This window comes from Pseudomonas sp. ADAK2 TE3594, assembly GCF_053628675.1.
Genome location: NZ_JBRJGV010000001.1, coordinates 4486322 through 4501511, shown reverse-complemented (window position 1 = coordinate 4501511; position 15190 = coordinate 4486322). Strand labels below are relative to the sequence as shown.

Genomic DNA, 15190 nt, shown 5'->3' with positions numbered 1-15190 from the left:
GGAGGGTGGCAAGTATGCCTTGGGGCGGGTCTTAGGTGAAATGCGCGTGCTAATTTGTAGGAGCGAGGCTTGCCCGCGAAGAGGCCATCAAGACCGCTAAAAGCTTCGCGGGCAAGCCTCGCTCCTACAGGTCGTGTGTTGCGGTCTTTTCAGTCGGTTTCCATAGCGAATGAAAGTCCGTTATCGCGAGCAGGCTCGCTCCCACAAGGTGCGTGGGTTATTCGAAGTTCTCTAGGTTTACCGGGTCGCCGGATTTCATATCCAGCTGCTGCCGAATGTCTTCAAACATCAGATCGTAATGCTTGTGAACCGAGCCGATCTGGCTGTGTGCCTTCGGAATTCCGTACTTCTCGGCAATTTTCGTCACGTTGCTGGCGAAGTTGTAGGCCTCCTCTTTGGGCAGGAAGAAGGGTTCTGACATGTCCTTGCCCTGAATGCTGCCATGCATGGTGAACTGGATGCCTTTTTCTCCTTTGGCATTCTTGCTGACTTCATAGTCGAGGTGCACGTTGTAGTTGACATCATCCGGGGTCAGCGCGTGGCGCTCGATGTGCAGATGACCGGGCTCAAACGTTGCCATTGACGTCTCTCCTTACAAGTAAGTTATGCCAAGCGTCGCCGTGCTGATACGCGTGCCGGCCTTGCCCTGGACGATCGCTTCGATATCCGAGAGTGAACCGATCACCGCGGTTTTTCCAGTATGGCGGGCGAACTCGCAGGCCGCCTGGACCTTTGGTCCCATGGAGCCAGCGGCGAAGCCGAGTTTTTCCATTTCATCCGGGTGAGCCTGGGCGATGGCTTTCTGGGTCGGTTTGCCGAAGTCGATGAACGCCGCGCTGACGTCAGTGGCGATCACCAATAGATCACTTTCAAGCTGTTCGGCCAGCAGCGCCGAGCACAGGTCTTTGTCGATCACTGCTTCCACGCCCTGCAGTTTGCCACTGGCGCCATACATCGTCGGGATACCGCCACCGCCGGCGCAAATCACGATGCTGCCTTTTTCCAGCAACCACTTGATCGGGCGGATTTCGAAGATGCGTTTCGGTCTCGGGCTGGCCACCACGCGGCGGAACTTGTCGCCGTCCGGAGCAATCGCCCAGCCTTTCTCGGCGGCGAGTTTTTCCGCTTCGGCCTTGGTATAGACCGGGCCGATAGGTTTGCTGGGGGCCTGGAATGCCGGGTCGTTGGCGTCGACTTCGACTTGGGTCAGCAGGGTCGCGAACGGGACTTCGAAGTCCAGCAGGTTGCCCAGTTCCTGTTCGATGATGTAGCCGATCATGCCTTCGGTTTCGGCACCGAGCACGTCCAGCGGGTAAGCGGAAACCTGGGTGTAGGCCGCCGCTTGCAGCGACAGCAGCCCGACTTGCGGACCATTGCCATGGGCGATCACCAGTTGGTTGCCGGGATGGACCTTGGCGATCTGTTCGGTGGCGATCCGGATGTTGGTGCGCTGGTTGTCCGCGGTCATGGGTTCACCCCGGCGGAGCAGGGCGTTACCGCCCAGAGCAACGACGATACGCATAATGCAGTCCTTCTAAACAGAGAGGAGGTTGCAGGTAACTCGGTCTCCTGTGGGAGCGAGCCTGCTCGCGATAGCGGTGTATCAGTCAACATCCATGGTGAATGTCAGTCCGTCATCGCGAGCAGGCTCGCTCCCACAAAGAGCAAACCGAGTGAGCCTTTAAATATCCGCCAGCGCCGACACCAGAATCGCCTTGATGGTGTGCATGCGGTTTTCCGCTTGCTCGAAGGCGATGTTGGCGGGTGATTCGAAGACGTCCTCGGTCACTTCGACGCCGTTGGCCAGGTGCGGATAGCGCGCGGCGATGTCTTTGCCGACCTTGGTTTCGCTGTTGTGGAACGCCGGCAGGCAGTGCATGAATTTCACCCGCGGGTTGCCCGAGGCCTTCATCATGTCGGCGTTGACCTGGTAGGGCAGCAGTTGCTCGATGCGCTCGTCCCACGCCTCAACCGGCTCGCCCATCGACACCCAGATGTCGGTGTGGATGAAGTCCACGCCCTTGACTGCTTCTTTCGGGTCTTCGGTGATGGTGATGCGCGCGCCGCTCTCCTCGGCGAAGGCTTTGCATTGGTCGATGAAGTCCTGATGTGGCCACAGCGCTTTCGGTGCGGCGATGCGCACGTCCATGCCGAGTTTGGCGCCGATCATTAACAGCGAGTTACCCATGTTGTAGCGGGCATCGCCGAGGTAGGCGTAGCTGATGTCGTGCAGCGGTTTGTCGCTGTGTTCACGCATGGTCAGGGTGTCGGCGATCATTTGCGTCGGGTGGAATTCAGCGGTCAAACCGTTGAATACCGGCACGCCGGCGAATTTGGCCAGCTCTTCGACAATTTCCTGTTCGAAGCCGCGGTACTCGATGGCGTCGAACATCCGCCCCAGCACGCGGGCGGTGTCTTTCATGCTTTCCTTGTGGCCGATCTGCGACGACACCGGGTCGATGTAGGTGACGTGGGCGCCCTGGTCATGGGCCGCGACTTCGAAGGCGCAACGGGTGCGGGTCGAGGTTTTTTCGAAGATCAGCGCGATGTTTTTGCCTTGCAGGTGTGGACGCTCGGTGCCGGTGTATTTGGCGCGTTTGAGATCACGTGACAGGTCCAGCAGGTAATTCAGCTCGCGAGTGGTGTGGTGCATCAAACTCAGCAGGCTGCGGTTGCGCATGTTGAAAGCCATGATTGGATCTCCTTGGGTATCGGTTATCCCCCGGGCCGCGCTGGATAAGCGGCGGCCAGGGTTTGAAGGTTAATAGTCGATAGGGTCGCGAATGATCGGGCAGGTCATGCAGTGGCCGCCGCCACGCCCGCGACCGAGTTCACCGGCGGTGATGGTGATGACCTCGATGCCAGCCTTGCGCAGCAGGGTGTTGGTGTAGGTGTTGCGGTCGTATCCGATGACCACGCCCGGCTCCACGGCCACCACGTTGTTGCCGTCGTCCCATTGCTCGCGTTCTGCAGCGAAGCTGTTGCCGCCGGTCTCCACCACGCGCAACGCTTTGAGGTTGAGGGCCTTGGCCACGGTGTCGAGGAAGCTGCTTTCTTCGCGGCGAATGTCGACGCCGCCCGGTTTGCTTTCATCAGGGCGCACGCTGAAGGCGACGATCTGGTTCACCACTTCCGGAAAAATGGTCACAAGGTCGCGGTCGCAGAAGCTGAACACGGTGTCCAGGTGCATCGCTGCGCGGGACTTCGGCAGGCCGGCGACAATCACACGTTCGACCGCTTTGTTCTTGAACAGGTTGACCGCCAATTGACCGATGGCCTGGCGGGACGAACGCTCGCCCATGCCGATCAACACCACGCCGTTACCGATCGGCATCACGTCGCCGCCCTCCAGAGTGGCGCTGCCGTGCTCCTGGTCCGGGTCGCCGTACCAGATCTGGAAGTCGGCGTTGGTGAACTGCGGGTGGAATTTGTAGATGGCGGTGGCCAGCAGGGTTTCCTGACGACGCGCCGGCCAGTACATCGGGTTCAACGTCACGCCGCCGTAGATCCAGCAGGTGGTGTCGCGGGTGAACTGGGTGTTGGGCAGCGGCGGCAGAATGAAGCTGGAGTGACCGAGAAATTCGCGGAACATCTGGATGGTCTTGCCGCCGAAGCTGTCCGGCAGGTCATCGGCGGAGACGCCGCCAATCAGGAATTCGGCAATCTTTCTCGGCTCCAGGCTGCGCAGCCAGGAACCGGTTTCGTTGACCAGCCCAAGGCCGACCGAGTTGGCGGTGATCTTGCGTTCCAGAATCCAGTCCAGCGCTTCTGGAATGGCGACGATGTCGGTCAGCAGGTTGTGCATTTCCAGCACATCGATGTTGCGTTCGCGCATCTTGGTGACGAAGTCGAAATGGTCACGCTTGGCTTGGGCAACCCACAGCACATCATCGAAAAGCAGTTCGTCACAGTTGTTCGGGGTCAGCCGCTGATGGGCCAGGCCGGGGGAGCAAACCATGACTTTGCGCAGTTTGCCGGCTTCGGAATGGACGCCGTACTTAACTTTTTCGGTGGTCATTACAGTGATCCTCCAGATGACAAATGGGTCAGGTGTTACAGAGTCAGGAAGCCGTCATACAGCCCGTAAGCCGCCACCAGGGCGCCCACGACTACGGCGGCGAAAATCAGCTTCTCGACGTTGGTGAAAACCGGTTTGTTGACTTCAAGCTTGGCCTTGGCGAACAGGATCACGCCGGGCGCATAGAGCAGGGCGGAGAGCAGCAGGTATTTGACGCCACCGGCATAGATCAGCCAGACCGCGTAGATCAATGCGACGGCGCCGATGAACAGGTCTTTCCTGCGCTCGGCCACAGCGTTTTCATAACTCTCGCCGCGCACCGCCAGCAGCAGCGCGTAAGCCGCCGACCACAGGTACGGCACCAGAATCATTGAGGTGGCGAGGTAGATCAGCGACAGGTAAGTGCTGGCCGAGAACAGCGTGATGATCAGGAACAACTGGACCATGGCGTTGGTCAGCCACAGCGCATTGACCGGCACATGGTTGGCGTTTTCCTTGCGCAAAAAGGCCGGCATGGTGTGGTCCTTGGCGGCAGCGAACATGATCTCCGCACACAGCAACACCCACGACAGCAGCGCACCCAGCAACGAGATGATCAGACCGACGCTGATCAGCACCGCGCCCCAATGACCGACCACGTGTTCCAGCACCGCGGCCATGGACGGGTTCTGCAGTTTGGCCAATTCCGGTTGGGTCATGATGCCCAGCGACAGCACGTTCACCAGCACCAGGAACAGCAGCACGGTGATGAAACCGATGACGGTGGCTTTACCCACGTCGCTGCGTTTTTCCGCACGGGCCGAGAAGATGCTCGCGCCTTCGATGCCGATGAACACCCAGACGGTGACCAGCATCATCTTGCGCACCTGGTTCATCACGCTGCCCAGGTCAGGGTTTTTCAGGCCCCAGATGTCGGCGGTGAAGATGTCCAACTTGAAGGCGAAAATCGCAATCAACACGAACAGCAGCAGCGGTACGATTTTGGCGACGGTGGTCACCAGGTTGATGAACGCTGCTTCCTTGATGCCCCGCAGCACGAGGAAATGTACGCCCCAGAGCAGCACAGACGCGCCGATCACGGCCGCGACAGTATTGCCCTCGCCAAAAACGGGAAAGAAGTAGCCGAGGGTGCTGAACAACAGAACGAAGTAACCAACGTTACCCAGCCAGGCACTGATCCAGTAACCCCAGGCGGACGAGAAACCCATGTAGTCGCCGAAACCGGCTTTGGCGTAGGCGTAGACACCGCCGTCCAGATCAGGTTTTCGATTAGCTAGGGTCTGGAACACGAAGGCCAGGGTCAACATGCCCACTGCGGTAATTGCCCAACCGATAAGAACGGCACCGACGTCTGCACTGGCGGCCATGTTCTGGGGCAAAGAGAAGATCCCGCCACCAATCATTGAGCCGACAACCAATGCAACCAGGGCGCCGAGTTTCAGTTTTCCGGGGGATTCAGACATTGCATGACTCCAGTGCAGGAGAAGAGAGAAAACAGATTAATTTCGTTTGCTGTTAAATTATCTGACTTAGATCAATGCATGGTCACATTCCATTGTTAATTAAAGACTTATGGGGTTTTTGCAGGCATAAGGTCTAATGCCCGAAAAGCCCTTTTCAGAGGCTTCGTATAAAGGTTAAAGAAATAAAGCGTATCAGTTGAAGTGTAGACGCTAGTTTGTTTTTTTGTTTTGGCAAGTATTGGTTGTTTGATTTTGCAGTGATATTGATTTATTAGGATCTACCGACAAAACCGCTATTTCTGGATGGCTGCGATAGCGTGATCAGTTATAAATAAAAAACAAGATTGGCGTTAATGGATAAACGTTATTACGCTTTATCTATTTAGTTAAAAACCGACTATGTGACGGTCTTGAGACCATAGCGCGGCGGGGAAAGGGAGATGCACGAATGTCGCAACCGACACAAAAGCTTCGCCTGAGTGCGCTGATCGCTTTGGTGGTGGGATCGATGATTGGCGGTGGGATTTTTTCCTTGCCGCAAAACATGGCGGCGCGTGCCGATGCCGGGGCGATATTGATTGGTTGGGCGATCACTGCCGTTGGCATGCTGACCCTGGCCTTCGTGTTTCAGACCCTGGCCAATCGCAAGCCGGAACTGGACTCCGGGGTGTACGCCTACGCCAAGGCTGGGTTCGGCGATTACATGGGGTTCTCGTCTGCCTGGGGATACTGGATCAGCGCCTGGCTGGGCAATGTCGGTTATTTCGTGTTGCTGTTCAGTACTCTCGGGTATTTTTTTCCAGTGTTTGGCCAGGGCAACACGCCGATCGCCATCGGCTGCGCCTCGGTGCTGCTGTGGGCCGTGCATTTTCTGGTGCTGCGCGGAATCAAGGAAGCGGCGTTCATCAATCAACTGACCACGGTGGCCAAGATCGTGCCGCTGATCATGTTCATCGTCATCGCCGCCGTAGCCTTCAAGGCGGACATCTTCACCCGCGACATCTGGGGCCGCAGCAACCCGAATTTCGGCGGCGTGATGGACCAGGTGCGCAACATGATGCTGGTCACCGTGTTCGTGTTCATCGGTATCGAAGGTGCCAGCGTGTATTCGGCGAGGGCGCAGAAACGTTCGGACGTAGGCCGGGCGACGGTCATCGGTTTTGTCGGTGTGTTGGCGCTGCTGGTGCTGGTGAACGTGTTATCCCTCGGGATCATGAGCCAGCCCGAATTGGCTACCTTGCAAAACCCCTCGCTGGCGGCGGTGCTGGAACATATCGTCGGCCCTTGGGGGGCGCTGTTGATCAGCGTCGGCCTGGCGGTTTCGCTGCTGGGGGCCTTGTTGTCGTGGGCGCTGCTGTGCGCCGAAATCCTCTTCGCCACGGCCAGGGACAAGACCATGCCGGCGTTCCTGCAAAAGGAAAACGCCAACCATGTGCCGGTCAACGCGCTGTGGCTGACCAATGTGATGGTCCAGATTTTTCTGTTGATCACGCTGTTCTCCGCCGGTACTTACACCAGCCTGATCTACCTCGCCTCATCAATGATTCTGGTGCCGTACCTGTGGTCGGCGGCGTATGCGGTGTTGTTGAGCGGGCGAGGGGAAACCTATGAGCATGCTTCGGCCGAGCGTACGAAAGACTTGCTGATCGGTGGCATTGCCCTGTGTTACGCGGTTTGGTTGTTGTACGCCGGCGGGGTGAAATACCTGCTGCTCTCGGCGTTGTTGTATGCGCCAGGGGTGATTTTGTTTGCCCAGGCCAAGCGGGAACAGGGCAAACCGCTGTTTACATTGGTGGAGAAGGGGATTTTCAGCTGTGTGGTTGCCGGGGCGGGGTTGGCGGCGTATGGGTTGTATAGCGGATTGTTGTCGTTGTGAGGTTGTTGCTGGCGTAACAGCCTCGCGGCAGTTGCGGGAGATGGATGCGTTTCCGGGGGCCCCTTCGCGGGCAAGCCCGCTCCCACATGTGATCGCATTCCTCCAGGGAGACTCGGTCAACTGTGGGAGCGGGCTTGCCCGCGAAGGGGCCCGAACAGTCACCACCACTGCGCGCGATGGGAACCCAACTCCCCGGCCGGCAGCGCCCACTGCAACGGTGTCCCGGTGATTTTCAGCGGTACCTGTAAACGATGGGCCGGCCCCCAAGGCGTCTGTTCAACCAACATCCCTTGATCGCTTTGATCCTCCGCCCGCAACGCCTCATCAATCCCCGCGCCATGTTCAATCAGCAACTTGGCGGTCCGCGCCAACGACAACCTGGCCGACCCGCCACGTCCCAATAACGTGATCGCCGCAGCCGCCATCAAATACCCGGTGGCGTGATCAAGCGCCTGCACCGGCAGCGGTGTCGGTTGGTTCGCTTTCTTCCACTGCATTCCCGCTTCGGCAATCCCGCTGCTCATCTGTACCAAACTGTCGAACCCTCGACGGTTCTGCCATGGGCCGCTCCAGCCGTAGGCGTTGAGGCTCACATCAATCAGGTCCGGTGCCAGTTTTTGCCGCACGGCGACGCCGTAGCCCAACCTTTCCAGTGCATCGGCGCGGTAGCCGTGGAGCAAGATATCGGCGTCCTTGAGCAGGCTTTCGAACACCGCACGATCAGCCTTGTCGTGCAGATCCAGGCGCGCGCAGCGTTTGCCCAAAGTGACTTCCGGCACCACGCCCGGTTCGTTCCAGGTCGGTGGGTCGATGCGCAAAACATCGGCGCCGAGACCGGCGAGAAAACGACTGGCGATGGGGCCGGCCAACACACGGGTCAAGTCCAGTACCTTGATGCCCGCCAGCGGCTGCGCCACCGAACCCCGCCACGGCTTTGCATTTTCGCCGCTGTCGGCGCTGAACTGAATCAACGGCTCGGCATTCACCGCCACACCTTGGGGATGTGCTTGCCATTGCGCCCAGCTGCGCATTTCGGCCGCGCAACCACCGGCATCAACGACGGCCTGTTCCAGATCACTTTTCACCCATTGCGCAACCTTGCTCGCCATTGCTGCACGGTCGGCGCAGTCGCCGAGCACACGTTCAGCGGCGGCACGATGATGAGGCGCGTTGGTATGCAGGCGGATCCAGCCGTCCTTGGTCGCGTAGTCGCCGGCGACCGGATCCCACAACGGTGGAACGCTCCAGCCGACGGGGCGGATCGACGTCGCGAACCAGAACGACGCCAGGCGGCGGTCGACTTCAAGGCCAGGCAAACGGCCGGTGTGTTGTTGCAGCCATTCACTGACAGCCTGACCGGCTGCGGCAATACTCGCGCAGGCAAGGTCGGTGACGGCAAACGCCGAGGGCAGGGCGCCGCTCGAGGTGAACGGGATGGGTGTGTGGGGCAAGCCGAGTGCGGCTTGAATGGACGTGAGTAAATCAGTCATCGAAGGCCCTCCGGAGCGAGAGCCCGAGCATAGATCAAAATGTCACCTGTAGGAGCGAGGCTTGCCCGCGAAGAACGATAATGCGGTCTGCCTGAAAAACCGCAGCGCTCCCTTCGCGGGCAAGCCTCGCTCCTACAGGAGCAAACAGCTACACCCGGAACTGGTCCATCAATTTCATCTGCTGGGTCGTCAGGGAGTTGAGCTGGCTGCTGATCTGTGCCGATTCGGTGGCCTGGCCGGTGAGGGTTTCGGTGACGGTGCGAATGGCCGAGACATTGCGATTGACCTCTTCGGCCACGGCGCTTTGCTGTTCGGCGGCGCTGGCGATTTGCAGGTTCATGTCGCTGATCACCGTGACTGCATCACTGATTTTGCTCAACGCCTGGACCGCTTGCTGGATCTGCCCGGCGTTGCTGTGGGCCTGGGTCTGGCTCGAATGCATGGTAGCGACCACGCCGCGGGTGCCGGTCTGGATGCGCTCGATGACGATGCGAATTTCCTCCACCGAATCCTGGGTCCGTTTGGCCAGGTTGCGCACTTCATCGGCCACCACCGCAAAACCGCGACCGCTCTCGCCGGCACGCGCCGCTTCAATTGCCGCGTTGAGCGCCAGCAGGTTTGTCTGCTCCGCGATGCTGCGGATTACTTCCAGTACCGAACCGATCTGCTCGCTGTTGACCGCCAGCGCTTCGACTTCGGTCACGGCCTTGCTGACTTCTTCGGCCAGTTGATTGATGTCACGGGTGCTGCGCTCGATGATCGACATGCCATCGCGAGCCGACTGGTCGGCACCTTTGGCGGCATTGGCCGCGTTCGACGCACTGTTGGCGACGTCGTGAGCGGTGGCGCTCATTTCGTTGGAGGCGGTGGCGACCTGATCGATTTCGCGGAACTGCACCTGCATGCCTTCGCTGGTCTGACGGGCAATTTCCGAAGACTGGTCGGCGGTGCCACGGGCGTCGGTGATGCTTTGCTTGATCTGCGCGATGGTCGGTTGCAGCTTGTCGAGGAAGCGGTTGAACCAGCTGACCAGTTCGCCCAGTTCATCTTTCTTGCTGTAGTGCAGGCGTTGGGTCAGGTCACCGTCGCCGCTGGCAATTGCCTTGAGCATTTCGGCCACGCTGTTGATTGGCCGGGTCACGCCGGACGCGGTGAGCCAGATCAGCAACAGACCGGCCAGACCGGCAGCGACAGCCAATAGCACCGCTTTGATCGTGCCAGTTTGCTGGGCGTCATCGAGCACCGCCTGCAGCTTCACCGAGTCGGCCAACAGCACGTGTTTCGGCAGGTCGATCACCACGCCCCAGGCTTTGGAATCGCTGATCGGGCTGACCGGATAAACCGCACGGATCAGGTCGCCCTGTTCGAGAATCTTCGGCGTGCCGCCGCTGAGCAGTTGCAGGATGTCCTTGCCGTCTGCGCCCAGGGTCTCGCCGATGCTTTTGCCGACCTTGCTCGCGTCGACACTGTAGCCGGCCAGCACACCGCTGCCAGAGACGATCAGCATGTGCCCGGCGCTGTTGAACAGGTCCCGTTGGGAGTCGACCGCGGCGGCTTGCAGGGCGTCGAGGGCGATGTCCACACCGACCACGCCGATGGATTTGCCGTCCACCAGCAGCGGTACGGAAATGGTGGTCATCAGCATTTCTTTGCCGCCGACGGTATCGGCATACGGATCCAGCAGGCAGGTGCGCTTGCTATCGCGAGGGCAGGTGTACCAGCTGTTGTAAGGCGTACCGCTGAGGCTCAGGGTGGTTTTGGTCATGTCGTCTTCGACCATGATCGTGTTGATCCCGGCGCCGCCGGCACGGCTCCAGTAACTGGCGAAACGACCGGCTTCGTTGGACTGGCGAGCCGCATCATTGGCGAACTCACTGTCCTTGCCGTCAAGCCCGTTGGGCTCGAACGCCAGCCAGATCCCCAGCACCTTGCTGTTGCGCTCGAAGGCGGTTTTCAGGCTCTGGTTCAACTCTTCACGCAGGGCACCGGCCTCAAGGGCGCGTTTGCTGGCCATGGCCCGCATGTCCTTGATCTGATCGGCCAGGGCAGTCGCCACCAGCAGGCTTTCGCCAAATGTCTTCTGCACCCGCACTGCTTGCTCGGCGGCCTTGGCCTGGAGCAGGTTCTGCACGCTGGCAGTGAGCATCTTGCTGCTGGAGGCGCTGACCAGTTCATCGTTCTGATTGGTCTGGTAGATGTTCATGCCGACGATCAAAACGACCACGCCAAGCAGGCACAGACCGGACAGCAAGACGATTTTCAGGCGGATGGAGAGAGAGTCGAACATAGGGCGATCTCGTGAATGGATGAGCTGTTGGCTGTGAGCCGAAGTCGACCCGAGTCGCCAAATCCATTCAGCGCCATTTAATGCGCATCGGCGTGGGCGGAGGTTGTATGAACGCAAGCCGACGAACGGCAGCAGGTAAACGTTTGCGCAGGAAAATGCCCTGAAAAGAACAAGAATTCAGGAGATTTTCGGCAACGATTCCGGTCGCGACCACAACCACAGATTGCCCAGACTCATGCCTGCAATTGCCAGGTAAATCGGCCAGCCGTGATCAAGCATCACCAGCATCAAGCCCGCGCACAGCAGCATGCTGACGGTGGCGCTGACCTTGGTTCGACGAGCGATGATTTTGCCGTTGCGCCAGTTGCACAGGATCGGCCCGAACAGCCGATGGTTTTCCAGCCAGGCACTCAGGCGTGGCGAACTCTTGGTGGCGGCCCAGGCGGCCAGCAGGATGAACTCGGTGGTCGGCAGGCCGGGGATGACGATGGCGATCAGGCCGATGCCCAGGCTGAGGTAGGCCAGCAGGGCGAAGAGGATTCGGGCTAGGGATGTGTGAGTCATAGGGCGTTGTAACCTGTAGGAGCGAGCGGTGCGGCGATCCGACTTGCCCGCGAAGAACGATAATGCGGTCTGTCTGAAAGTCCGTGATGCCTTCTTCGCGGGCAAGCCTCGCTCCTACAGGTGCGGTGTGATCAGGCGAGTTCGGGGGTGGTGGCGTAGGCCTGTTCCAGCAATACGGTAAAGCGGTTGAACGCATCGATTGCGCCTTTCTCCACTTCGGCTTCTTCTTGAACGTTGAATTCCAGTGCGTCGAGAGTCCTGACAAAGCTTTTCCAGCCCTCAGCGCGGCCACCGGCCGGTTCGGCGAGATGGCGAGCGCCAAAGGTTTCGCTCAACCCCAGACCCACGGCGCGCTTGATCAGGAAAGCCGCACCGAGCTTCGAGCCTTCGGACACGAAGAGCCAGCCCAGGGCCTGGGCTTTTGTCGGATTATTCACGGCACCGGCAACCGGCTCCGGCACGTCGGTCTCCAGATCCGCCAGGTCAGCCTTGGCCGCTTCAGCACGGCAACGGGTCGGCAAGTCCGCAACGATGGCTGTCAGTTGCGCATCGTTGTACAGCGACACCAGTTCTGACTGGAACAAGTACTGCGCGACTACGAAACGCGCAAAGTTGGCCTGGGTTTCGAACGGTGCGTGGGCTTTGACCAACGCATCGAGTTTGCTGTGTGGCTCGTTCGTGATCTGGTTCAAACGTTGCGAACGCAGAGCAGGGCGTTGAGCAGTGTCCTGGGAAGTCATGAGAAGTCCTTGAGAAAAAGAGGCGCTTGGTAACGAGACGAACGGGACGGCGCCGGACAGTAAAAAAATCCCCGCGCTCCTGTGAAAAGAACACGGGGAGGACACTGGGTCAGATATCCCAGACCAGATTGACCGCGAAGTTGCGACCCGGTTGGGTCAGGCGATCGAGGTTGGCCGGTTGCGTCACCGAAGCTTCGCCGACGCTGTCGTAACCGCGCACGTCATCCCACTGCCAGTACTTCTTGTCGGTCAGGTTGTACAGGCCAGCGTTGAGGGTCAGATCGTCGGTCACCTTGTAGAAACCCGCCAGGTCGAGCACGCCATAACCCGGGGTCTTGAACTGGGTGCTGGTGCCGTCCGGAGTGTTGAAGCTGGTGCTGTCGACCCGGGTCTTGCGTTTGACCAGGGTCCAGCTCAACAGGCCACCGTAGTTGTCCTGGTCGTAACCCAGACCGAACACACCGGTCAGCGGGTTGATGCTGTTAAGCGGCTGGCCGTTGTCGTCGTTACGACCATACAGATAGGACACCGAGCCTTGGGTATAGAGGCCGGTCGGCGCACCGAAGCTGTCCAGGTTCAGACGACCCTTGAGCTCCAGGCCCTTGATGGTGGCGTGCTTGATGTTGTTGCTCTGGAACGTGGTCTCGGTGTAGCCGGGGGTGATGGCGTTCTCGTCGATGAAGTCGCGGTATTTGTTGTAGAACACCGCCACATCGAAAGTGCCCGCTTCGAACTGGCCGCGCAGGCCGGTTTCATAGCTCTTGCTCTTTTCCGGTTTCAGGTCGGGATTGGGCTCGACCTGATAGCCGCCAGACAGGTTTTCGAAGCGGCCATACAAGGCTTTGGCGGTCGGAGTGCGGAAGCCTTCGGCGTACTGGCCATACCAGGTGTAGTGGTCGTTGAAGCTGTAGGTGGTGCCGAATTTGGGTGACAGCCGATGCCAGGTCTTGGTGTCGTCGCTCACCACGCCGTTACCGCTCTGGTCGGCGGTGACCAGGAACTCATCGGTGATGTGCGGCTTGAGCTGGGTGTAGTCGTAGCGTGCACCGGGCAGGAAGGTCCAGTTGTTCCAGCTGATCTCATCCTGGGCGAACAGGCTGTAGGTGTTGATGGTCGGATCCGGGAAATCGCTGGCCGGTTTCAGGGTGTCGGTGGCGCTGGCGGCACCGATGACCCGGCAAGCGCCCGCGACGGTCAGGCAAGTGCCGCTACCGGTACGCAGGCCGGTGACTTTGCTCTGTTTGAGGGTGGTGCCATAGGTGACGCGGTGGTCGGTGTCGGCGATGGCAAACGACTTGTCGGCCTGGGCGTCGAACACCCATTGGCGATCCTTGTAGGTGGTTTCGCGGGTGCGCAGTACCGTGCGCGACGGCGCGTAGATTTCTTCGGTGCTCTGGTCGGTCTTGGCGATCTGGTAATTCAGCGTCCACTTGATGTGGTCGGCCAAGGCGCTGTCCAGGCCGAAGCTATGTTCCAGACCGAACCGCTCACGGGTGATGGTGTCGTTGCCGGTACGCGATTTATAGAAACCGAAACCGCGTCCCGTGTTGAACGGGCCACCCACCGCGCTCAGCTGGTTGGTGTCGCGGTCATCCTTGTAGTGCTCGTAAGTCAGCCCGAAGCGCGAGTCGTCGGCGTAGTTCCAACCCAGTTTGGCCAGCACGTTGGTGGTGCGCACGTCCTCGGGGTTGGCCTCGGAGCGGTTCAGGCCGGTGCCGCCGGTTTCGCCATAGGACTCTGTTTCATGGCCATTGCGCTGGCTCAGGTGCAGCAGGCCGTCGAACTCGCCGGTGCGGCCGGCCACGGTGCCGGAGGTCAGCCAGCTGTCATCGGCCGAGCTGTAGCCGGTTTTCAGGCGTGCGCCGACGTCCTTGCCGGGTTTGATGATGTCGTCCGGGTCCAGGGTGTAGTAGCTGACCGCGCCGCCGATGGCGCTGCTGCCGTATAGCACTGAAGCCGGGCCGCGGAGGATTTCCACACGCTTGACGATTTCCGGGTCGACATAGTTGCGGTTGGTCTGGGCATACGGGCCGTTGAAGAAACCGTCGGGCACTTGCACCCCATCGACCTGAGTCAACACGCGGTCACCGTCGATACCGCGGATGTTGTAGCCGGTGAGGCCGCTGCGCTGACCAGCACCCCCTACCGAAACGCCGGGCTCGTAACGCACCAGATCCTTGATGCTATTGACGTTGTTGCGGTCCAGCTCTTCGCGGGTATGGACGGTGACGGTGCTCGGCACGCTGGCCACGTCCTGTTCCTGCCGGGTAGCGCTGATGGTCACCTGTTGCAGATTGAGGGCGCCGCTGTTGCTGCGTTTCTCCAGCACGATGTTGTTATTGCCCAGTTTGCGATAGCTCAGGTTGGTCCCCACCAACAGGCGATCCAGGGCTTTTTCCGGCGGCAACGAACCCCGCACCCCCGGCGAGGCCACGCCTTCAGCCAGTTCGGCCGGCAAGCCGACTTGCCAACCGGTGACGGCGGTAAACGCATTGAGCGCCGACACTAGTGGCTGCTGGGCAATCGCGAACGAGTAGTCGCCCATGTTGCGGCTTGGTTGCTCGGCGGCGGTGGCGGCCATGAGCTGTGCGCTGCCGGCCATCAGGATGGCGGCGGTCAACAGGGACAATACGCGTGAAGGTGAAGAGGACTGGCGGGTAAGGCGAGAGGACATCGATAGCGCTCCGTGTCGCACGAATCTTTATAGGTGCTGATCGGCATCGCGAGATGCGAATCAATTGCATTGGCTATA

11 protein-coding genes and 1 pseudogene are annotated in these 15190 nt (G+C 59.8%); 1 reads left to right on the top strand and 11 read right to left on the bottom strand.

Translation table 11 applies throughout. From position 1 onward, the window contains the following. Positions 1-217 precede the first annotated feature (217 nt). From AB7M22_RS19935 to arcD (AB7M22_RS19915), 5 genes are all read right to left on the bottom strand, one after another. The gene (locus AB7M22_RS19935) at positions 218-580 is read right to left on the bottom strand and encodes a DUF5064 family protein (RefSeq protein WP_454187560.1); all 363 of its coding nucleotides are present in this window, start codon (positions 578-580) and stop codon (positions 218-220) included. A gap of 12 nt (positions 581-592) precedes the next feature. Beyond that, positions 593-1522: a carbamate kinase gene (gene arcC / locus AB7M22_RS19930; protein ID WP_454187559.1), complete on the bottom strand. Its 930-nt coding sequence runs from the start codon at positions 1520-1522 to the stop codon at positions 593-595. A gap of 159 nt (positions 1523-1681) precedes the next feature. Further along, positions 1682-2692 carry an ornithine carbamoyltransferase gene (locus tag AB7M22_RS19925; RefSeq protein WP_052967949.1) on the bottom strand — a complete coding sequence of 337 codons (1011 nt, stop codon included), beginning with the start codon at positions 2690-2692 and terminating at the stop codon, positions 1682-1684. Between the two features lie 69 nt (positions 2693-2761). Continuing rightward, positions 2762-4018 carry an arginine deiminase gene (gene arcA / locus AB7M22_RS19920; RefSeq protein ID WP_008005442.1) on the bottom strand — a complete coding sequence of 419 codons (1257 nt, stop codon included), beginning with the start codon at positions 4016-4018 and terminating at the stop codon, positions 2762-2764. Between the two features lie 35 nt (positions 4019-4053). Next, on the bottom strand, positions 4054-5481 hold the full coding sequence (gene arcD, locus AB7M22_RS19915; RefSeq protein WP_454187558.1) for an arginine-ornithine antiporter: 1428 nt from the start codon (positions 5479-5481) through the stop codon (positions 4054-4056). Positions 5482-5929: 448 nt separating this feature from the next. On the opposite strand from arcD (AB7M22_RS19915), the gene arcD (AB7M22_RS19910) reads away from it, so the two are divergent. Further along, positions 5930-7357 (top strand): arginine-ornithine antiporter, encoded by a 1428-nt coding sequence (arcD, locus tag AB7M22_RS19910; RefSeq protein ID WP_454187557.1) that lies wholly within the window; start codon positions 5930-5932, stop codon positions 7355-7357. 158 nt (positions 7358-7515) lie between these two features. Here arcD (AB7M22_RS19910) and AB7M22_RS19905 read toward each other — a convergent pair whose 3' ends face one another. The 6 genes and pseudogenes from AB7M22_RS19905 to AB7M22_RS19880 form a co-directional block, all read right to left on the bottom strand. Then, the gene (locus AB7M22_RS19905) at positions 7516-8847 is read right to left on the bottom strand and encodes a CoA transferase (RefSeq protein WP_454187556.1); all 1332 of its coding nucleotides are present in this window, start codon (positions 8845-8847) and stop codon (positions 7516-7518) included. A gap of 148 nt (positions 8848-8995) precedes the next feature. After that, positions 8996-9751 (bottom strand): methyl-accepting chemotaxis protein, encoded by a 756-nt coding sequence (locus AB7M22_RS19900; protein ID WP_404943045.1) that lies wholly within the window; start codon positions 9749-9751, stop codon positions 8996-8998. A 102-nt stretch (positions 9752-9853) separates the two neighbouring features. Continuing rightward, a pseudogene (locus tag AB7M22_RS19895) lies at positions 9854-10861 on the bottom strand (PDC sensor domain-containing protein); the annotation flags it as partial. Between the two features lie 450 nt (positions 10862-11311). Next, the gene (locus AB7M22_RS19890; RefSeq protein WP_454187555.1) at positions 11312-11698 is read right to left on the bottom strand and encodes a YbaN family protein; all 387 of its coding nucleotides are present in this window, start codon (positions 11696-11698) and stop codon (positions 11312-11314) included. Between the two features lie 131 nt (positions 11699-11829). Then, on the bottom strand, positions 11830-12438 hold the full coding sequence (locus tag AB7M22_RS19885; protein ID WP_454187554.1) for a biliverdin-producing heme oxygenase: 609 nt from the start codon (positions 12436-12438) through the stop codon (positions 11830-11832). A gap of 109 nt (positions 12439-12547) precedes the next feature. Continuing rightward, positions 12548-15112, bottom strand: coding sequence for a TonB-dependent receptor (locus tag AB7M22_RS19880; protein WP_454187553.1), 2565 nt, complete (start codon positions 15110-15112; stop codon positions 12548-12550). Between the last annotated feature and the right edge of the window lie 78 nt (positions 15113-15190).